16 protein-coding genes are annotated in these 21,158 nt (G+C 66.0%); all 16 read right to left on the bottom strand.

Annotated features, from left to right (window positions below; all coding sequences use genetic code 11):
• Positions 1-24: 24 nt before the first annotated feature.
• The 16 genes from ACRYLO_RS18880 to ACRYLO_RS18805 all read right to left on the bottom strand — a co-directional run bounded on the left by ACRYLO_RS18880 (position 25) and on the right by ACRYLO_RS18805 (position 21,131).
• Positions 25-504 carry a hypothetical protein gene (locus ACRYLO_RS18880; RefSeq protein ID WP_482661590.1) on the bottom strand — a complete coding sequence of 160 codons (480 nt, stop codon included), beginning with the start codon at positions 502-504 and terminating at the stop codon, positions 25-27.
• A 17-nt stretch (positions 505-521) separates the two neighbouring features.
• The gene (locus ACRYLO_RS18875) at positions 522-2,351 is read right to left on the bottom strand and encodes an eCIS core domain-containing protein (RefSeq protein WP_482661589.1); all 1,830 of its coding nucleotides are present in this window, start codon (positions 2,349-2,351) and stop codon (positions 522-524) included.
• Positions 2,352-2,369: 18 nt separating this feature from the next.
• Positions 2,370-3,602 carry a GlcNAc-transferase family protein gene (locus ACRYLO_RS18870; RefSeq protein ID WP_482661588.1) on the bottom strand — a complete coding sequence of 411 codons (1,233 nt, stop codon included), beginning with the start codon at positions 3,600-3,602 and terminating at the stop codon, positions 2,370-2,372.
• Entirely contained in the window at positions 3,599-4,849 is a 1,251-nt protein-coding gene (locus ACRYLO_RS18865; protein ID WP_482661587.1) for a GlcNAc-transferase family protein, read from the bottom strand. The genes ACRYLO_RS18870 and ACRYLO_RS18865 overlap by 4 nt, the downstream gene beginning before the upstream one ends.
• The gene (locus ACRYLO_RS18860; protein ID WP_482661586.1) at positions 4,846-8,466 is read right to left on the bottom strand and encodes a DUF1906 domain-containing protein; all 3,621 of its coding nucleotides are present in this window, start codon (positions 8,464-8,466) and stop codon (positions 4,846-4,848) included. The genes ACRYLO_RS18865 and ACRYLO_RS18860 overlap by 4 nt, the downstream gene beginning before the upstream one ends.
• Positions 8,463-12,050: a hypothetical protein gene (locus ACRYLO_RS18855; RefSeq protein ID WP_482661585.1), complete on the bottom strand. Its 3,588-nt coding sequence runs from the start codon at positions 12,048-12,050 to the stop codon at positions 8,463-8,465. Before ACRYLO_RS18855 ends, ACRYLO_RS18860 begins: the two co-directional genes overlap by 4 nt.
• An 11-nt stretch (positions 12,051-12,061) precedes the next feature.
• Positions 12,062-12,532: a GPW/gp25 family protein gene (locus ACRYLO_RS18850; RefSeq protein ID WP_482661584.1), complete on the bottom strand. Its 471-nt coding sequence runs from the start codon at positions 12,530-12,532 to the stop codon at positions 12,062-12,064.
• Positions 12,529-14,304, bottom strand: a complete 1,776-nt coding sequence (vgrG, locus tag ACRYLO_RS18845; protein WP_482661583.1) for a type VI secretion system tip protein VgrG — start codon at positions 14,302-14,304, stop codon at positions 12,529-12,531. Before vgrG ends, ACRYLO_RS18850 begins: the two co-directional genes overlap by 4 nt.
• On the bottom strand, positions 14,301-14,993 hold the full coding sequence (locus ACRYLO_RS18840) for a CIS tube protein (protein WP_482661582.1): 693 nt from the start codon (positions 14,991-14,993) through the stop codon (positions 14,301-14,303). Before ACRYLO_RS18840 ends, vgrG begins: the two co-directional genes overlap by 4 nt.
• A gap of 1 nt (position 14,994) precedes the next feature.
• Positions 14,995-15,189, bottom strand: a complete 195-nt coding sequence (locus ACRYLO_RS18835) for a DUF5908 family protein (RefSeq protein WP_482661581.1) — start codon at positions 15,187-15,189, stop codon at positions 14,995-14,997.
• 22 nt (positions 15,190-15,211) lie between these two features.
• Complete coding sequence (locus ACRYLO_RS18830; protein ID WP_482661580.1) at positions 15,212-15,706, bottom strand: phage tail protein; 495 nt, start codon at positions 15,704-15,706, stop codon at positions 15,212-15,214.
• Positions 15,707-15,711: 5 nt separating this feature from the next.
• Positions 15,712-16,155: a phage tail protein gene (locus ACRYLO_RS18825; protein WP_482661579.1), complete on the bottom strand. Its 444-nt coding sequence runs from the start codon at positions 16,153-16,155 to the stop codon at positions 15,712-15,714.
• A gap of 36 nt (positions 16,156-16,191) precedes the next feature.
• Positions 16,192-18,003, bottom strand: a complete 1,812-nt coding sequence (locus ACRYLO_RS18820) for a phage tail sheath family protein (protein WP_482661578.1) — start codon at positions 18,001-18,003, stop codon at positions 16,192-16,194.
• A gap of 59 nt (positions 18,004-18,062) precedes the next feature.
• Positions 18,063-19,268 (bottom strand): hypothetical protein, encoded by a 1,206-nt coding sequence (locus ACRYLO_RS18815; RefSeq protein WP_482661577.1) that lies wholly within the window; start codon positions 19,266-19,268, stop codon positions 18,063-18,065.
• Positions 19,265-19,870 carry a Pvc16 family protein gene (locus tag ACRYLO_RS18810; protein ID WP_482661576.1) on the bottom strand — a complete coding sequence of 202 codons (606 nt, stop codon included), beginning with the start codon at positions 19,868-19,870 and terminating at the stop codon, positions 19,265-19,267. Before ACRYLO_RS18810 ends, ACRYLO_RS18815 begins: the two co-directional genes overlap by 4 nt.
• Before the next feature lie 766 nt (positions 19,871-20,636).
• A complete protein-coding gene (locus tag ACRYLO_RS18805) occupies positions 20,637-21,131 on the bottom strand; it encodes a hypothetical protein (protein ID WP_482661575.1) in 495 nt (164 codons plus the stop codon).
• Positions 21,132-21,158: the final 27 nt, after the last annotated feature.

Below are 21,158 nucleotides of genomic sequence, written 5' to 3'. Positions count from 1 at the left end.
ATGATCTGGTTCGAACGTCTCCGTTCACTTCAACGCCGCTTCGGCCTGCCGCCGAAACGCTTCGATATAGTCGAGATTGGCGAGATAGGCGGGATCGTCTAGCTTGCGGGCCCGCGCCCAGTCGAGAATGCGGCCCCCGCATCCGACCAGTGCCGGGGCGAGCGTCGCGAGCGGGAAGGCCGCAGCCGAACCATCATCGGGGGTCAGGCGCACCCGATCGCCCTCAGGCTGAATTTGAATACTGCCAGGACCGCTGAAATTGGCGAATTGGCTGCTCTCCCCCGCCAGCGCCCGCGTCATTGCGTCGAAGCAGAGATTCTGCGCCCACGCCTCCAGCGCGCCGGGCACAACCAGCTGGGACTGGCCATCGACGATGACGATCTCGCCCTCGAAATTGGCCAGACGGGCGAACAGTTCGGCTTGCGCGACCGATGGTTCGGCCAGGTCGATTTCGCTGACGAACGCCGCGGTTGTCGGCACAAATATCCGGAAATGCGCATTCATGGTCTGATCTCCCGCGGTTACAGAAGCTGTTGAATTGCTGCCATATCGGCTGCGTTCAGCCGATGGATGCCCAAGCCATGTACTGGATAGAGTTGGCCCAGAATGGTGCTCCCAACGCCACCGATTAGCGGCCCGCCAGCCTGGGTTCCCATTTGTGCGGTGAAGGCCCCGGCAACCACATGCTGCGGATTATTGGGGCTCAGCCACCAATTGTTAGCCGCCGCACCGGCGCGCAACGTCTGAAGTCCGTCAATGACAAGGTTTTCGACGCCCCCGTCTGCGGCACCGCCGATAAACGGCCATTGATCATTGACCGGGCTGATCGCACCGAAGTCGAAATAGCGCAGCGTATGCCGTTGCAGGAAATGCGCCCATGCGACCTGTCCGATACGGCGATGGTGCGGGATCGGCACCTCGCCGCCCAGCGCGGCAGCGTTATACGCATTTAGGGCAAGCGCAATGCCAACCGGCACGCCCGGCGGCCCCTGCCGCTCGAAATGCGGCAGGGGCGCGACCAGCTCAGCAAATCGGACTGCATTGCCGCCGGCGCGCTGGGTCAGCGCGATTGCGAGATTGCCGTTCCCCCCATGATTCAGATTGATCGCTCCAGTGAGGGCGGGAATCGAAGCATGGCCGCCCGCATCCGCAATCATCGTCTGAAGTACCGGCATCTGCGCCGCACCCGCCGCGACAATCAGGTTGGACAGCGCCGGAAGGCCCGCCGCGATCACCCCGGGAAGCAGCGTGTAGAGCGCCAGCGCATGCGCGCCCGTGGCGTTCTGGACGACGGTGTCGAGGTTGGCGAGCTGACCAGCTCCGCCCGCCACTGGGATCATGCCGACCAGCAGGTGCGCATTGGCGGGCAGGATATGCTGGATCAACAGGTCGAGTGTCGCAAGGTGCGGGGTCGCGATGGCGAACAGCTGGGGCAGGAGTCCAGCATGCGCCGGGGTTAGCGTATTGGCGAGGGTGATGGCGTGCCCGATATTGGCGACGCCCCCCACCTGACGGATCAACGCGTCCGTCAGCCCGGCATGCGCGCCGAGCGCGTTGACCAGCGGCATCTCCGCATTGACCTCTGTCCGCAGTTGCGTGGCGACGGCGACGCGCGCGGGCAGCCGCCCCGGCGCACCGATATAGGCGTTCAGCACGATGAGGAGCGCCGTGCCCGCCACGCCCTTCCCCGCTCCTGCCGTGATGTAGGTGTGCAGCGCGCCGTCGATTTGCGCTACCTGATTGCGCGGGCGCAGAAAGCGAGCGGGGGTCTGGGTCTGGAACTCGGCGACGCTGCGCACCGCCTGGATCACCTGCCGCTGCGCAACCGGGGATGCAGGAACACGCTGCGTTACAGCAGCGTCCGCCGCCCCAGCCACCGCCGACTGCTGAACCGCCAGCGCGCCCATGCGATCGGCTTCCCGCTCAAGACCGGAATCGTCGTTGAGCGTCATTCCGCCCTTGAGCTGCGTGGTTGCGCGGACCCGGCCCTGCGCCTGCTGGACGACATGCCATGCCTCGTGCGGCACATGATGCGCCTGTCCCGGCGCGACATGAATATCGCTGCCCTGCGCATAGGCGTGGGCGTTGAGCTGCGCTGGCTTGGGCGAATTATAGTGCACCCGCACATGGTCCAGCGACATCCCCGACAGCGCCTCGACCCCGCCTTTGACATGATCCGGAAGCCCGGTGCGGTTCGCCGCGCGCTGTGCCAGGCGCTGCACCGGCGGCGCGGCGTTGAGCGTCGAGGCAAGCTGAACCAATGCCCCGCCCATCGGACCCGCAGTCGCCTTGCCCTGCTCCGCGGCGCGGGCGACCGGTGCCGCGCGCTGGCCTGTGACCTGATCACCCATGACGTTCCCCTATGCTGCTCATGAGACGCACCGCACTTCCGCTGGCCCCGAAACCTTGCCGAGCCAGCGGCCCTGGCGGTCGGTCGGCCAGATCGTCCAGCTGCGCGGCGGGTGCGAAGCGTGGAACAGCCGGTCCAGCACGATCTCGCCGTCGCTCGCCGCCAGCGCTTCGCTGATCTCGGCCGGCCGTGCATCGGCGCGCGCCAGCTCGACATCGGCCTCGTCATGGAACCCGACATACCAGAAGCTCGGCCGATCCAGCGCGGGAGCGGCCAATGCCGACCGGTCGATCCGGATACGCACCGCCCAGGCCTTGAGCTGGCCCGAGCCCGGCGGGGGCGGCGTGGCGGGCGGATCGCCGCGACGCGCGGCCGGACAGGCATAGCGCCGCCGGAAGCTGATCCCGGCCCAGGCTTCATAGTGTGCAAAGCTGCGCGCCGTGCCGCAGGCAAGCGGGCCGATGTCGGGATCGAGCAGGAAGCGGCGCACCTTGGCGACGCTCGCCGCGTCGCGCGCCGCTGCGGTCACCGCGACCCGTTCCGCCGCGACATGATCGTCCCAGTGCAGCGGCGTCTTGCGCCGGGGTTCCTGATGCCACAGCACATGCGCGCCGGGATGGAACAGGTCATATCCGTGCGTGAAGGCACGGATCGCGAGGCTGATTTCCTCCCCATGGAAATAGAGTTGCGGGTCATAAGGCACGTCCGCCACGAACCGGCCAGGCGCGAACAACAAATGCGCCGACAACAGCCGCGCCCGCGCCGGGCCGCTGTCCGTCGGCCAGTCAGGCTGTTCCACGCATTGCGCCACCGGCAGGCCGTCGCGGCGAAAGCTGTGCAGCGCAATGCTGGTCGGCATCGGTCCGGGCAGCGGTGCGGCCGGGTCGAACGGGCGGCCATAGGTGGTCAGCAGCGGCAGCGCCGCGCCGCTGCGCTCCGCCTGATCCATCAGGATCGCGTCCCAGTCCTGCGCAAAGCGGTGGTGGGAATCGAGCTGGAGGAACCAGTCCTCGCCGTCATAGAGCGACATGCACTGCGCCCGTGCCCAGCACGCCCCCTCACTCTCCTGCCACGGCACATCGATCAGTCGGACGCGCCCGCGCAGCTTCGGCGGTCGCGGCTCGCCGGGACCATGCTGCCAGCACACGCCAAAACGCAGTCGGTCGGGCCAGCGCGCCTTGGCCACACAGTCGCGGATCGTCGCCAGCAGGTCCGGGTCGCGATACGCCGCAATCGAAACGAAGATGCTCATGCGTTGACCTCGATCACCGGCTGCTCCCCCGCCCGCTCGATCGCGCCCTCGATGCGGTCGAGCCATTGGCCGCGCCGGTCGACCGGCCAGATTGTCCAGCGCGCGGGGGGCTGGGTCGAGGCAAAGCGCCGCTCGATCCGGATCGGGCCGTCGCTTGTGGTCAACAGCGCGTGCATTTCCGCGCGACCGGCGTCGTCGCGCGCAATCTCGTTGCCCTGCGCGTCGTGAAATCCGACATACCAGAAGAGCGGGTGGCGCAGCGCCGCGTCGGGCAGCGCCGACCGTCCGAGCGACACCCGCACCGTCCAGTCCCGCGCCGACGCGCGCGCGACCGCCGGCTGCGGCTCTTCCCCGCGCCGCGCCGCGCGGCTGGCATGGCGGCGGCGGAAGATAATGCCCGAATAGGCCTCATAATCGGCGAAGCTGCGCGCGGTGCCGCACCCGAACGGCCCGACTTCCGGCGCGGCGAGGAATCGACGCACCTTGTCGAGGCTCGCCGCATCGCGCGCATGCCATGGGGTCGCGACCCCGCGCTCGGCGCGATGATCGTCCCAATGCTTGCTGCGATGCTTGCGGGTATATTCGTGCCACGCGACATGCTGGCCCGGGTGGAGCAGGTCATAGCCATGGGTGAAGGCCCGGATCGCGAGGCTGATCTCCTCGCCGATGAAATAGAGATCGGGGTCATAGGGCACATCCGACACGAAGCGCCCCGGCGCGAACAGCAGGTGCGCGGACAGGAAGCGCGCGCGGATCGGCGCTCCGTCCGGCTTTTCGGCCACCGGGCCGAACTGGCACAACGCGATCCCCTCCGGCGTGAAGCGGTCGAACCGCATCACCGTTGGCTGTTCGCGCGCCGGAACGGGCACCGCCGGATCATAGGCTGGGGCATAAGCGGTGATCAGCGGCAGCGCCGATCCGCTGCGCGCGGCCTGATCGATCAGGATGGCGTCCCAGTCCTGCGCGAACCGGTGATGCGAATCGAGCTGCAGAAACCAGTCCTCGCCATCATAAAGCGACATGCACTGCGCGCGCGCCCAGCACGCGCCCTGGCTCGCCTCCCACGGCACATCGATCACCCGCATACGCCCATTGTCGAGTACAGGCGGCGGCGCTTCGTCCGGGCCATGCTGCCGGCAAACCCCAAAGCGCAGCTGGTCGGGCCAGCGTGCCCGCGCCAGACAGTCGTTGATCGTCGGGATTAATTCGGGGTCGCGATAGGCGGCGATCGAAATGAAGATGGTCATTTGGGAGCCAGCCAGACCGGCGTCTTGCCGTCCAGATCGGACTGGACGACGTCCAGATCATAGGCGACCCCATCGACGACATAGCTGCTGCTGATCGACTGAACCATGCAATAGCCGGTCTGGTTGAGCGCCGGGACGGTGCTGCCCGATTGCCAGTAATAGTCGAACGGCAGCGCCTCGATCTCGCTCGCCGAAAGGCCGGTGTTTGCGCCGATATAGACGCCGGGGACATAGCCGGCAGCGCTCACCTGGTCGGCCCAGGCCTGGCAATAGGCGGTAGTGGTCGACGCCGGCGTGCCCGATGTCACCCCCTCCAGGTCGACCCACAGGATCATGCCGGGCGGCAGGCCGATCTCCTGCGCATTGGCAGCGGCATAGCTACCACAGCTGTCGCCCAAGGACTGGCTCGGCGTCCAGGGCGACGCCGCGACATGCTGCACGACCATCAGCGCCAGGCCCGCGCCCAGGATCGCCACGGCCTCCGGCGTGGTCAGATTGCCCTGTGCGTTGCCGGGCGTGGCAACGAAGGTGCGCGGCACGTAACGCACTGCGAAATCGAACCCGGCCTCGACGAAGCTCGCCGCGCTGCTCGCCGTCAGCACGGTGTCGCAGTCGAACCCCGGCGCGCCCGCCGGCGCTGCGGCGAGCGTGCCCGGCAGCAGGTTGGACGGCGTGGACGCAGGGGTGGGGGTGGGGGTGGGGGTGGGCGTTGGCGTTGGGGTTGGGGTCGGCATGGGCGTCGGCTCCGGGCGCGGGGTTGGCGTGGGTGGAGGAGGCACGGGTAACGGCGTGGCCGGTGGCGGCGGGGCCGCAGTCGGCTCCGGAGGCGGAGACGGCTCGGGGCGCCGCTTGCCCAGCCAGCGCCAAATGAGCAGCGCAGACAGGATCGGCCACAGCCAGGTCTGCCAGAGCCATTTGAGCCAGTCCCAGACCGGATGCGGATCGGGTGTCGGCGTGGGATCGGGCGGCGGCGGCGCGGGTGTCGGCGGCGGAGTCGGTACGGGCGTCGGCGGTGGGACCGGCGGGGGCGTTGGGTCGGGCGTGGGCTGCGGCGTCGGCGGTGGCGGCGTCGGATCAGGCACCGGCGTTGGCGACGGTGGGGGTGTCGGATCGGGCGCAGGCGTCGGCGTGGGCGCTGGCGTCGGCTCCGGCCCTTCGATTGCCCGGGTCAGGAACTCAGCCAGCTCCCGGCTCGTGCGCACGAGCCGCCCCTGATGGCAGTGGCGCATCGCCGCGCGCCAACTGTCATAGAGCGCCTCGAAACGCTCCATCGCGTGATCGTCGAAAAACAGGCAATCGAGTACGACATGCGCTGGCGCATTCTGGCGCAGGATCGTCTCGGCCTCGCGCCGCCATGCATGGCCGTCGCGCTCAGCTCGGGTCGCCGATACCACCGCCGTCACGCGGAAATTATAATGTTCGCCGCCCCGCGCATCCCCCAGCATCGCGGAGCGCAGCAGGATCCAGTCGACGACACGCAGCCTGGCAGCATGGCGGTGGCGGTCCTCGCGGCGATGCCGGCCCGGACGGCGACTGTCATCCAGAAGGCGGCGGATCACTGCGTGCGCCTCCGCCTCGTCGCCATGCTCGCCCAGCCACCACCAGCCGCCGCTGGCGTCGACGACCACGACGACGATGGTCGCCTCGCCATCCGCCCTGCCGATGCGATAGCGGTCGGGATCGGCCAGTGCCTGGGCCAGCGGCGTTGCGACACTGCGCCCGGCCAGCAGCGATTGATCCGACGCCGCCTGTTCGCCATCCGGGCCGAAAAAGGGCGCGACCGGCTTGAACAGCCGTTCCAGCGAGGGCCAGGTTTCCGGGGGCAACCGGACCCCGAAGTCGCTCTCGTCCGGATCGTCGACCAGCGACCAACCATCGTCTTGGCGCGCAGGGCTGTCCCCGTCATCGGCGGTCACCGCGTCGAGCAGGCCGAGTTGTACCTTGCTCAGCCGTTCCATCCCGGACACGCCATGCGCCGAATGCGGGCGGCGATAGTCCGCGCCGCGCCCGCGATCGGCGCTGAGGCTGACGACATGGCGCAACATTGCCCGCTTCGCGGCGAGCAGCTGGCGTTGCTCGCGCGCGCTCGCCCCGGCCATGTCGGTGCCATAGGGGCCGCTCACCTTCTGCGCGTAAAGCGAGAGCATCAGGTCGAGGATCGCCCCCTGTCGCACTGCCACCGGATCGGCATCGGCGACCAGTTGGGCCAGCCCGGCCTCATAGCCCGGCTCCAGCAACGGATCGACGTCGGGGACGATGGCGCGCAACGATTGCCAGGCATAGGTGGCGTCGCCGCCGGTCCCGATCGAAAACAGCTCGCGCAGCAATGCGATCTGGCTGAACCCGTCGGCCATCATCTGGTCGAACGGCATCAGATAGCCCTTGAGCTGCTTTGCCTGGGCCGCGCGCATCGCACTCGCATCGGCCGTCAGCCCGGCATCGTTGATGCCATAGACATTGGGGAATTGGCGCTGAACCGACGTGTATTCCGCAAGATCGCGATAATCCGCAGCGGGCGGGCCGAACCGCGCAGCCACTTCGCGGCGCAGCGGATAGGTTCGACGATGTTCGGCCCAGAGCTGGTCGAGCTTGCGCCGAACGCGCACCGGATCGGGATGGCAGCGGGCATAATCGCGATAGAGATGAATGGTGAAATCGCCGCTCCGCCCCGCTGGCTGGAGCGCGAACACGCCATGGGGCGGCGCGCGCATCATTTCGCCTTGCGACACATGGCGCTGCGCGCCGCTCACCTCGACCGACAGCGTGTCGACCGCAACAATCCCCGGCGTCTCGGCCAGCACCTGCAACAACTGCTCCACCGGCAGCTTGCGTGGCAGCGGGCCAAGCCATGCATCATCGATGAATCCGCGCAGCATCCGTGGCCCGGCGAACAGCTGCGACGTTGACGCATCCGCCGCCATCCGTTCATCGAGCGATTGTCGCTTTGGCTCGGGCGCGAGCGTCAGTCCCAGCGCGAACAGCGCCGCCGCCAGCGTCTCATTGGGATCGGCGCCGTCCGCGATCTGGGCACGGGCGTGGACGACGGTATCGACCGGGGTCAGCACGATCGTGTTGCGCACATCCTCGCACAGCGCGCGATGACGACGATAGCAGCGCTCGACCTGTTCGATCAGGCGCGCGTTGGCCGCGCACGGATCGCCCAGCCCACCCTCCGTTCGGTCTTCGCGCGCCAGGATCGCAATGTCATACAGTCCCGAAAGCCCGCGCAAGCCGCTGCCCCGCGCCGGGGTGAACCATATATTGGCCACACCTGGCACCCGATCGATCACGACGCGGCGCAGATCTTGCGCCGTCACCGGATTGCACGGGAAGATCGCGGCAGCAGGCATCAGTCCGTGGCGGCGCAACGGGACGTGCGGCGCAGCGGGGGGGCTGAGCAATTCGGGAACCGGAAATCCCGCGCGATACGGGAGTTCGGTGAGCGCGTAGCAAAGCTGCTCCAGGATCGTGACCCCGGGGTCGGAGTAATTATAATCTGTCCAGATCTGCCGCGACATCGCATGAGACAGTCGGACTGCCTCGGCGCGCAGCGTTGCATAGTCGCTGCCCGCCGCGCTCGCCGCATGATCGCGCGGGATGGCGGGCTGCGGCGTCACGCGCCCGCCCCCATTGCCGGCTGAAGCGAGCGCAGCGCAGCGGGCGTCTGGGGCGCAGCGGTCAGGTCATGCGTCAGTGCGGAGGTCAAATAGACGCAGCCGCTGCGCGGGGGGGCGTTTTCGGGCGCGATGTCGAACCGGTCGATGCCGCGAACATAGGGCCGCCCCCGGATGAATTCGGAAACGGCGCGGCGGGTATAGTAACGTTCCGGCCGAGGCCCGAGCGCCGGATCGGGCCAGGGCGAGAGCCATTTGACCAGTTCGCCCTGCAACCGCTCAATCCAATAGGCCCCAGTGTTCTCGTCGCTGAAGCTGATTTGTGCGCGGACCTTCAGCCGCAGATAGGGCGGATTGGTCACGGTGAGCTGGACGAACGGGCTGATCGTCGCCTGCAGCGTCTGGCCGATTTCGGACAGGGTGGCGAGGTCGATCGAAGGCGTGGTCGGATCGGTGATATTGGGGGTTTCGGGTCCCGCGACCGCGACCAGCCAGACGCTGCCCGGCGACCGCGCGCCGGTATTCTCGTCGGTCGCCGGGACCACCGCGACCTGCCACAGCGACGGCACCGTCGCCAGCGCGATCCGGGCATAGTCCCAGCCATCGATCGCGAACCCCTTGTGCCGCAGCCGCTCGGCCATCCACATCTGGAAATCGCGCCCGGTGGCAGGCGGGCGGCCGCCAAAGGACTGCATCGGCTGATCGATCGACGCCACGCCGGGCAGTGCATCGACCGGTTTCTGAATGGTGCCGACCGGCAACGGGCTCCCCAGCCCCTCCGCCCCGCCCGGGCCGACCCATTGCGCGGCCACGGCATTGGCGATCACCGCCTGGACGATCGGCGCGTTGCGTGCCACCCCGCGCGTCCGCACCCGCAGCCGGGGTCGCCCACCGGGATCGACGCGCAATATCAGCGTGACGATGCCGCTGTTGCGCAGTCCCTGGGTCGTGTCGCACAACAAGGTCAGCGGCATCCAGTCGCCGTCGATCACCTGTTCCCAGACCAGCGATGGCGGATCATCCCACCAGCCATCGGGCCCGGCCTGAAGGATGAACAGCAGCGACACCTGCTCCACCTGCACCGACAGATCGATGTAGAGCGCGGCGTGGGCGTCGATCCGGGGCAGCAGCCCGGCCGTGCCGCTGTCCGGCGCGACCGGCGGGGTCAGCGATCCGAACGGGTCGATATGCCAGAATTCCAGCTCCAGCGGCGGCGGTCCCGATGCCGATGGTGGGGGCACACCATCGGCTTGCAGGTCCAGCATCACGGTCAGGTCGAGCTGCGCCGAGGCCGAATAATCGACCCAAAGCGCCGACGCCATCGGCAGCCATGGGGGATTGGGCAGCGGCGGTGGCGGTGGTGCGGGCGGCGCGGGCACCCCGCGCCCACCGCGTGCCGCCGCAGCCGCCGCCGCCGTCTGGGCTGCCGACGCCGCCATCAGATTGCTCGAATACAGGATATTGCCGAATGCATAGCTCGGCGCGACCAGGGCCAGGCTCAGGCGGGTGGTGACAGCATTGTAATAAGCGGGCGCGGTCATCGGAATGACGCCCGGCACGCTGAGCACCGATGTGCGCAACACGGGCGCATCGGCAACGGGCAAGTCCGCGCCGCCGGACGCCGCCGGCGGCGCGGTGCGGAACAGCGGCTGCGGGGTCGCCGCCACGTCCCACCGCCCCGGATTGGTCACCGCGAAGGCGACCAGGAAGCTGCCATTGTCGAACAATGGCGTGGACGCCGTCACCCCATCGGCGTCAAGGACATAGCCCTGATAATAGCCCTTGAACCCGGTCCGGGTCACGGGCAGCCCCGCCCAGTCGATCGTTACCGACAGCCGGTCGATCGCCTTGGCGAACAGTTCGGGCGCGCCGATTTCCAGCGCCGCATATTGCGCCGGGGGCAGGCCAAGCAGCGCGAAATTCTGCGCCGGGTCGACCGGGCCGTTGGGCGTGGACAGTGTCAGCGCATCGAATCCACTTACCGTGACATCGACATAGACCGCGTCGATCTCGACCTGCGACAGGATGGCGAATGCCGCCGACTCCTCGGCCCCGGTCAATTTCAGCCCGCCCAGCACGGCCGGTTGATCGGGTGTTTCGGGAAAGGCGCTGGCGGCATGGGTCGGCGGCGGCGCGCCCTTTGCCGGCGGAGTCGACAACGCCACCAGGGGCGGCGCGTCCGGGGGAAGCTCGAACAGGATCGAGAACAAAGTCGCGCCATCGCCGCCCGCCAGCGGGATCGGCGCCACGGTAAAGCGATCCACCGCCATCCACCCCCCGGCGGTCGAATAATGGAGGTGAAAGCTCGCCTCGATTGCCCGCGCCAACAATTCGGCGAGCGCGAAGCCCTGCGCCATATCCGCCTGCTGCTGCGCAAGCGGACCGCCGCGCCGCGACACGGCCAGTCCGATCTCGACCACGCGCGTTCCCGCGGTCAGCATCAGGGTCGGGCTGGCGACGCAAAAGCCCAACGTGGCCCGCTTGAGCGTCAGCGCGCCATAGGTCCCCGCCTGATTGGCACCGAACAGCGGAAAGGAGGCACGCCCCCCGGCTCTCATCTCTACCTCGCCACTCAGCACCCCGGTCGGCACCAGCGGGTCGGAACCCGGGCTCCATGGCAAATGGGTGATGCGGTGCACGCTCAGTCGCGTCACCGTCGCGGGCGTCACCTCCAGCGCAGATTGCGCGGCATAGTTGATCGCCACCCCGCCCGCGTCGGTCCCCGCACTAAACAGCGCCCCATGCGGCACCGACGCCTGCTGCGCATCCTTTGCACGGGTAAAGGTCAGAAACAGGGTATCGGGCTGCGGTGCCAGTCCATGCTGGTCGAGCACCTGGCCAAAATAGAAATCGACAAAGCGACGCGGGAAGCAGTTCAGCGTCGCACGCTGCTCGGCAAACAGGATCGCAAACGCATTGTAGAGCGCCGCCTGCGGCGCATGATCCCCGGATTCGAGCGACTGGACCAGCCCGTCCCCGGCCTCCCCCCGGGCGCGCTCGACCGCCGACAGCAACGCGCCCAGCAACGCTTCGATCAGGTCGATCAACCTGCGTCCCCAGCCGTCGAAATGATGGCGCAACCCGTCGTCAAGCGTGTGGCGCGACAAATGCTGCTGCACGCGGACAAGGTGCGGATGCAGCGCCGGGTGATGTCCGCGCAGCCGATGGGCACGCAGCCGCGCCTCACCATCGCCACCGCCGGGCCAGTCGCGGTCGAGGATCGCCAGCAGATGGACGATCGCCGCGACCAGCCGTCGCAGCCGCTGTCCGCGCGCATCCGGATCACGCGGGTCGCGCGCGTCGCGGATCAGGTCGCGTAGCGCGGTCTCAACCTCGGGCAGGTCGATCGCCAGCTGCATCGCATAGCCAATTGTCGGGTCCGCCGCGAAGAAGGCCGACCAGTCGCCCGCAGGCTGGTCGTTCAGGTCGTAGAAGCGAATCAGTTCGCCATAGCCGGCGGCAAAGGCGAGCAGCTGCGCCAGACTGCGCCCATCGACTTCGACCGCATCTGGATCCGGGGCACCGCGCGCGCGGTCGAGCTGGCTCGTCGCGTCGTTGAGGATGCGCCCCGCACGCGGCCCCGCCACCGCCTAACGCCTCATGACGGCGGCGGAGGCAGCGTCGCCTCCATCCGGTAAAAGGGGAAGACCAGGTTGCTGCGCGAATTGGTCTGGCGGACGATATAGTCGATCGAAATGTCGATCCACCCGGCCAGCTCGGCATCGGTCACGGTGACCGATTCGACGGTGACGCGCGGTTCCCAATCGACAATCGCGCGCGTCACCATCGATGCAATCGCATTGGCGGTCGTGGTGGTCAGCGCAGTGAACACCTTCGAGATCAGGTCGCAGCCGAAGGTGGGGAGCATGACCCGCTCGCCCAGGCTCGTGGACAGGATGATCCAAAGGCTCTGGCGGATATCGGCGTCCCCGCTCGCCATCGCGACGGTGCACGAGACGCGGTTGAAGGTCGGCGGAAAGCTCCAGCCGCGCCCCAGGAACGCGGGCTCCACCGGGGGATAGGTCGTCGCCACCGTCGCGGGCGGCAGGGCACGCGATCCGCCACTCATGGATTGAGCGCCACCGTCGCGCCCTTGATCTGCATCGGCCCGTCCGCGCTGATCTGCGCCGATGCGCTCGCGCTAACGTTGAGTGAGGCCGACGCGCTGATCGTCACGTCGCTGCCCGCGCTCATCTTGATCGCGCCGGTCGCGGTCAGGGTGATGTCCGACCCGCTCTTCAGCGTGATCCCGCTGTCGTTCATCGTGATGCTGTTGCCATTGGCGTCGGTGATCGTGATCGCCTTGGTCTTGTCATTCAGGCTGATGCTCTGGTTCGCCGGGGTGGTGATCAGCAGCTCCGGCGAATCCTCGATAAAGTCGATGTGCAGCTTCGACTTGGTCATGAAACTCTTGATGTTGTTCGGCGCGGCGTCGCCGCCCGAGGTCGGCGGATAGGGCGGCGGGTTGGCCTTGCTGTACAGGCTGCCCAGCACCACCGGATAACGCGGGTCGCCGTTGAGGAAGCTCAGGATCACCTCATCGCCGATCTCGGGATAGAAGTTCGATCCGATCCCGTTCGAGGCATAGAAGGACCCGAACCGCGCCCACACCCCCGCCCCGCCCTGCGCCTGCAGCAGCGGCAGCGTCACCAGCACGCGAAACTCGCCGTCCGGGTCCTGATCGATCTGCTTGACGATACCGGTCTGGAGATTGTTGATCGGCGGCAACTGGCCCGATGCGCCCGGTGCGGCGATATTGGCCGCGGTCTCGGCAAAGCTCGCTGCGGACAGGCCGATATCGACCGTGGTCTTCCACAAGCCTTCGGACAGCCGGTGATGGACACCGGACACATAGCCGTTGCCATTGAATCGCGCGCCAAGCCCGGCCAGCGCCACCATGCTGCCCGGCACCGCCAAGGCGCTGCCCTGAAACCGCACTTGCCCGCGGATCTTGGACAGTTCGCGCAGCATCAGTTCGGCCGAGGACCAGGCGGTCAGTTCGGCCTGCTGCAATTCGCCGCCGCTCTGCTGCCAATAGGGGCTGACGCCAAACACCCCGGCCAGCGTGGCAGACGAGATGTTGCCCGGCGTGGCGACGCTCGCCGACGCGCTGCTCGACGTGGCCAGCGCCTGCGTCGCCGGGTCCCAGCCAAAGCTGGAAATCGCGCTTGCCGCAATCTGGGTCTGCGCGTCCATATCGGCGCGGAAATCGAGGATCGACTGACCATAGGTCAGGCTCAGAACCGGGTTGGCGCTGGTATCGGGCGGCGCGACGGTGACGGTGCCGTCGGCGACGGTCACGACCATCGAATTGGCCTGGGCGCGCAGGATCATCAGGTCCCAGGCGGTGGCATAATATTGCACGATCACCGGATATTGCGTGCTGGTGCTGGTCACCTTGGGCGTCACCCCGGCGGCGTTGATCAGCTTTTCGATCATCGCGCTGTCGGTGATGTTTTCGAAGATCGCGTTCTGGCGCGCGATCGTCATCGCCATCGCCTTGTCGCTCGCCTCGACCACCAGTCGCGACGGGCCATCGACGCTCGCCTCCAGCCCCTGTCGAACGATTACCCCGCCGAAAATCTGGGTCAGGCTGGAGCCGTATCCGATCGAGATGGCCAGCGTGACGCCGGGGATCAGCGATGCGCTTTCGCTGATCGGGAAATTCTCGTCCGCAGCGCTGCCATCGGAAATCACGATCCGCGCGCGGGGCAGCTTGTTGACCCCGCTCCACGTCTCGATGCTGACCACCTGATAGCTCGTATCGAGCGTGGCACCGTTGACCTTGATCTCGAACGACGGCGGCACGGTGGCGAGCTGGTCGGGCGACGGCGCGGTCATGCGGTCGTTCCGCTGAGCGGCGGGAACAGCAACTGTGTGCCCGGCCGCACGTCACGAAAGCTGAGCAGGCGGTTGAACTCGGCAACGCCGCGATAATAGCTGCTGTCGCCATAAATCTGGTAGGCGAGCAGCGGCAGTGTATCGCCCGCCTGCACCGTGACCAGGTGCGTCATGTCGGGCGAGTTCTTGTTCTCCTCCTTCGCCAGCTGCGTTTCACTGGTATAGGATTGGAACACCACCGCGACCTTCGCGCGCAGCGGTGTGCCGTCGGGCCGGAACAGCGTGTAATTCACGTTCATGCTCGCCAGAACGCACTGAAACTGCAGCTGCGCCCAGGCGAGGATCAGGTAATTGGGACTGTGAATCGTGCCGTTGAGCGTCGCGGCAAGCGTGGTGAACTGCGCGATCGCATCGGCCACGCCGTTGGCATAGCTCTGCCCCTGCGCCAGCGGGATCACCCCGGTCGCGTCGAACACCAGCTCGAACGACACTTCTTCCTGCGCCACCCGGTTGAACTCGGGCGAGGGGCCGCTGCTCCCCTGGGCCTGACGGTCGTTATAGCTGATGCTGGTGCGGTGGGTATAACTCGCCGGGTTGACCCACACCGTGAACGGCTCGCCGACCTGTGACGAGAAGCCCGGGTCGGAATAGGCAGTGATCACCATCTTGGCGGGTGCGGTTACCGGCATGTCAGCGCTCCTCACGCAGGCGCAGGTTGCGCAGCACTTGCTGGACGCTCGCCTGCACGATCGCATCGACCCGCGCCGAGGTCATCGCATCAGCGGGCGGCTCCCCGGGGGACTGTCCCGCCGGTGGTGCCGGGGTCGGCGACGGCCCGTGGCCGATCGCGATATGGACGCCGATTTCGCTGATTTCCAATGGCATGTGTCACCCTCCCCCGGTGCGGTCAGCTCGCACTGCCCGATCCCTGCGCCAGCTGGCGCGTGACCGTCGTGTAGGCCACTTCCAGCGTCTCGGTCAGTATGTCGTTGCTCTTCGAATCAAGCTGTCCGACCTCCCATTTCACCGGCCAGGCATTGTCGAAGGTCCAGGTGACCAGCGGTTGCCCGCTCGGCCCCAACAGGCTGACGATCAGCACCTGGGTCTGGATCGCGCTGCCCAAGGTCGACCCCACCGTCTGCTCGGCCCATTGCGCCAGTGTCGAGCTCTGCGTCACGTAGCCGCGCTTCAGCACCAGGTTGGAATGTTTGGTGACGCCGGGCAGCTGGTGGACATAGGAATTGACGCCGCCTTCCTGCACCTCCTCGATATCGACCTTGGGGTCGATGCCGGACACGGTCTGGAAGGCGGCGTCGATCGCCGTCTGCCCCTGCGATTGCGATCCGGCGATCGCGACCGCAAAGGCAAAGGCGGGCGGTGGGTAATAGTTGGTGTCGGTCATCTGGATCAGGCGATCGACACCTTGAGCGTCTCGTACGCGATCTCGATACTCTCGACCGCGACCTCGTTTCCATCGGACTTGAGGTCGGTGCCGGTAAGCTTGGTCGGCCAGGCATTGTTGAGCGTCCAGATCATGCGCGGCGCGCCGGTCTCGTCGAGCAAATTCACCACCACGGTCGAGCGCGTGATCGTGTTCATCGCGATCGAGCTGAACCAGGTCCACAAGGTCTGGTCGGTGACGAAAATGCCCTTCTTCATCGTGACGTTGCCGACCTTTTGCAGGCCGGGCATCTTGATGGGCGCAAAGATCGCGCTGTTGCCGGCGCGATATTCGATGATCTGCGCCTCGGAATCGAGGCCGGTGACTTCCTGAAACACCGGATTTCCGGGGATGCCGGTGACCGAGAAATAGAATTTGGGCAGCGGCCAGGTCGTGTTTTCTGCAGACATGACGATCTCCTGTCAGAATGAGTGGGCGGGCGCCGATCAGCTGCCCATCGTCTGGGTGAAGGTGAGTTCGATAAACTCGGCCGGGTGGATCATCTGGAGCGTGACCGCGACGATCATGTAGCCGTCGAGCACATTCTGCGACGTCATCGTCGTGCCAAGGCCGCACGACACGGTGAACGCGTCGCTCGACTTGGCTCCCATCAGGCCGCCCTGTTGCCACAGGCCGGTGAGGAAGCTGGAGATCGATGCGGTCACCGTCGCCCAGGTCGTCGCGTCATTCGCGGCGAACACATAAGACTGCAGCGCGGTCTTGATCGACTGTTCGACATAGATCAGCGTGCGGCGCACCTGAACATAGCGATAGTCGTTGCTGTTGCCGTCCAGCGTGCGGGCACCCCACACCACCGTCCCGCGGCCCGGCTGGGCGCGCAGCACGTCAATCGCCTGTCCGTTGGTCGGCACGTTGAACCCGGCCTGCTCCCCGTCGCTCATATTGTAGAGCGGCCCGTTGACCCCGGCGAGCGCGATATTGGCCGGCGCGTTCCACACCCCGCTCTGCGCATCGCTCTTGGTCCACACGCCCGCCAGCAACCCGCTCGGCGGCGCGATGTTCATGTTCTTGGCGATCAGCTGCTCGATTTGGGAGAAGATCGGGAGCGCATTGAGCAGCAGATTGTCGAGGCTGGTCTGCCACTGCGCCAGCGCCGCCGGGGTGTTGGCCGTCGGATCGGGATAGCCAGACGCATCGACCGAATATTGCGCGGTATTTTCGCTACCGAAACTCGCGCCCAGCGGGAAGGCGGCGGCAATCGCCCCCTGAATCGCTGTACGCTGCGATCCGCCATACAGCTGGTTGGCCTGGGTCGTCAGGATGTTGTTGACGATCGAATTGTCACCGCTGCCGGTCGCCTGGATATTGGTGAACAGGATGTCGGACGTGGTCACCACCGACGTATTGAGCGCGGGGGCATAGGCAACGCCATAGCTGACGCTCGCCACCTGCGGCGCAATCGCAGTCGACAGATTGCTCTGGCAGGCAACCAGCGCGTCATAGCTGTTCGCGGTCATGCAGCCGGGCAGGTCGAGGATCGCGACCCGATCCTGAAGCGAACTCGCCTGCGCCAGCATTGCGATGGCGATCGTGGCGTAATCGTCCTGCGACAGCTGGCACGCCTCGGGCACCACCAGCATCGTCGGCCCGACCGCATAGCTGGCGGCGTTGATGCCGACCAGCAATCCCGCATCGCCCGGCGTGGACGGATCGCCGATCGCGATCGATCCGGGAAACCAGTCATCCGGCACCGGATCGGGCAGCGCCGTCGGGAACTGGTTCGCCCAGTAGCTGCCAACCGACACGACATAGCAATTGCCGCCGCCATTGGCGAAGAACAGCCGCATCTGCCAGTAGAGGTTGAACTGGTTCGGCTCATTGGGCAGCGCCGTCGACGCCAGGGTGAAGCCGGTCGATGCCACCGACATCCCCGCCCCGCTCGCCCCAGGGCTGCCGCTCGGCGCCGCAGTGGTGAAATTGGCGTAGAAGCTGGGGACGGGCGCCGGCGTGGGCGTCCCGCCGCTGACCGGCGTGGGCGGGGGCGGCGTCTGGGTGATCGTGTAATTCTGGACCGCTGCGCCGCCGAAATAGGTGTTGAACTCGGTCATCGACGAGATTTGCACCGGCGTGTTGTAGAGCGACTGGCCCGAGGTCGGGTCGCCTGCAAACTCGGTATAGCCAATGAAGATCGGAACTGCGGTCGCCACGCCGACGATCGAGGAACCGAAGGCGTCGATTTCGGTGATATATACGCCGGGTGTGCTGCGATTAAGGTAGGAACTGGTCGCTGTGGCCATGACATGATCCTTTCTCGGCTGGACGTGGATACGCGGCGGGGCGGTGAGACGCCTTCTCTTCAGACATAGACATAGATTTCGGAGCTCCCGCTGAGCGCCTCCTGGGGCGACGGGAGTGGCCAGACCGGGGTTGCCGGCGCAGTCGGCAGCCGTGCGATACTGATCGCGTCGCGGCTGCCATTAGGCCCTTGGCGATGACCGCTCAGCGCAAAACGCTGCGGCGCGCGTTGATGCAGCGGCAAGGGAGTCGCAGCGCTGAACAACACCGCCTGATCCCCGTTGGGCAGCGCCGCGACAGTCTTGCTGAATGCGACCGCGCCGCCGTTGATCGCAAGATCGTCGGCGAAGCGCCCGCGCCCCTGGGCGACGATGTAATAGCGCCAATAGGTCGCGCGCGGCTGAAAGGAGACCGTCAGCGACACCGGCTGAATCTGTGCCGGAGTCGGAGCGGTGGCCTTCATCGGCGGGGCTGCCATCGACGGGATCGGAAATGCGGCTGCATCGCCGACACCTGCGACCGGCTGGGTCAACAGCAGGTCGAGCAGCACCAGCGACAGCGGATCTTGCGGCACGTAGAGCCGGGTCGTCGCGACCCCTTTTGCGGCGACGGGCTTCCCCGTCTTGCCGGTCAGCGCGACGCTGTACCAGCCATAGGGAAGGGTGCTGAGGTCGAACTGGGTTACGCCATCGCCGATGCTGGTGCACGCCGCGACCGGCGCGCCCGACAGGTCGAGCAAGGCCGCAATGCGCCCAGCGGGCGTCGGCACTGACCAGCGCGCGCCGGTGACGGGGTAGAGCGCATCGCCGCCGTCGCCGTTGAGCAGCATCCGGCCCGCAACCGCGCTTGCCGCGCGATTGTCGAGGTGCACATTCTGCACCATCGGATTGGTGGTGATCGGCAGGTTGGTAATGCCGACAAATCCTGGATTGGTCGGCACCATCAGGAAGCTGAGCCAGCTCCAATAGCCCTGCCCCTGCGGTCCGGCGGCATAGCGACTGCGCACCCAGGCGATCATCGCCGCGGCCCGCGTCTGTGTCACCAGCACGCTAAAGCCGGTCCCGTGATCCTTGAACACCATTCCAAGCTGGCGCATCAGCGCCGTGCAGGCCGGGGTCGGCACCACGCGAAAGTCGGGACAGGTCCCGCCGCTGGCATCGTAATAGCCATGTTCGAAGCGGACCTCGAACAGCGTGATATAGCCGGTACGCGCGCCGGCCATCGGTGCGGCGGTGCGGCCGGGCGGGGTGCCGCGCGCGCCGCTCATCCCTTGCCGTCCACCATGCCGGTGCCCCCGACCGCATAGGTCCGGCCCTGCATCGCGGTCGATGCAAAGGGGATCATCCGTAATTTGTAAAAGGCACTGGGCAGATAGCGCGTGCCGAGCATGCTCATGACGTAGTTGACGTCGACCGGGCTGAGATTTTCGAATTCCAGGGTCAACTTGTCGAACGCGGGATCCAGCATCGGTGCATTCGACGGATCGAAACAAGGCGTCTGCTGAAAGTAGGAAATGACCCGCGACAGTGCCGCAAGTCCATCGCTGTAATTTTTCTCGGTAAAATTCGCCATGAACATCAAATGGATATCGATGTACAAGGGCGGGCTGATGATCGCCAAGCCGGCGGAAGGATCCGCTTTGCGTCCGCTGGACAAAGTCGGCTGATACGTGCTGATCGTGACTTCGCGGGTGATGTTGTAAACGCACATCACAATCTTGTCGCGCGCGCCCTGGTTCAACGTACCGTTGTGATCCACCAGACTAGTCAGGCTGATCCACGCATCGCCGCGCCGATCAAGATTCTCAAGATAGCTATTTGCAAGTCCGGCGATGGTCTCGAGCGCGTTACGGATCAGGTCGTCAGTCATCGCGATCGCCCTCCCGCCCCTCGTTTTTGGCCAAGTCCAATTACCCGAACTGAACTTTGCGATAGCCATCAGATCGAATTGACCATTACGCCTCAATATCAGTCAGTAACCCCGCGCGACTCCGTTTTGACCTTCGTACGAAACTTAAATCAAATTTTGCATATTATGCAGATACATTATGTTCGTATCGAACTGATATCGCCATTATTCGGATATGAATTCAAATGCGTCGCCGCAATATACCAATATCGATCTGCAATATTGCAAAATATTTTGGATCTTCCGATCCAGGCATTCAAATCGCGCAGCCGTTTTGATGCGGCACGTGCGTGCGTGACTCGCATTTCCGAATCGGATGATACTGCAAATTTATACTATTATGATCGAAGGATAATAAGCTTCGACAGTGAGTCAAGCTGGAACAGTATGCTTGATATTTATGGCAATTATTTCGGGTCGCACATAGCTGAACACACATATCCACCATTTTTGACTTCGTTCCGGCGTAACTTTTTAAGAAATGGCGTCATATCGGACGATAATCATTGCAGAAAATGGCCGATCTGATGCCCTGAACAATAGCTTGATCGGCGAATCGTACAGCCGGGCGCAGTCCGCCATGTCGTTCGACTTGCGCATGAAGTAGCGGGCACGACGGTAGATTGCATTGGACCCAGCGAAATCGACGTCGGGGCGCGACGCTACGCCATCAATGCGACAGCCGTCGACGCAATCTCCACCGTGACCGGTCCGCCCGATTCCTGCGTCAGCGGCGTTCCAGCGTCCGGATCAACCCGGCAACACGACCGCCCAGCCGGACCATCGCGCTATCCTCGCGCCCGTCCAGGCACAACTCAAGGCGCGCGTCCAAGCCAAAGGTGCGTGAACGACTGTAATCCGCCGTTCCTTCCAGCGACATCCGCTCAATCGGAGCCGCGTCGAGTCGCGACTTGCGTGGCAGTTGCAGCAGGACGTTCCAGTCTGCGGGCGGCGCGGGAATGCTGGGCAGCCCATAGACCCGCCCCAGCGGCGCAGCATCGGCCGGGACAAGCACGGACAGCGTGCGCAATTCGAGGCCGGGCAGCGTCGACGCGCCGTGAAAACCAGCAGGAGCCTCACCGCCATGCACTGCCGATTCTGCCATCAACATCGCGCGCGCATCGACCGAGATCGTCGCGGCGGAGGCGGGTGTCGACGGTCCGTTCGGCGCTACGTCACGCGCGGCCGCAGGCACCGCAACCAGTGCGGGCGCAAGCGCCACGACTACCCAACTCCCCCTCACCACTGC

It is taken from the genome of Sphingomonas sp. SDUR79 (genome assembly GCF_056821745.1).
The sequence above is the reverse complement of the archived record's forward strand: the minus strand, read 5'-3'. Positions and strand labels throughout refer to the sequence as shown.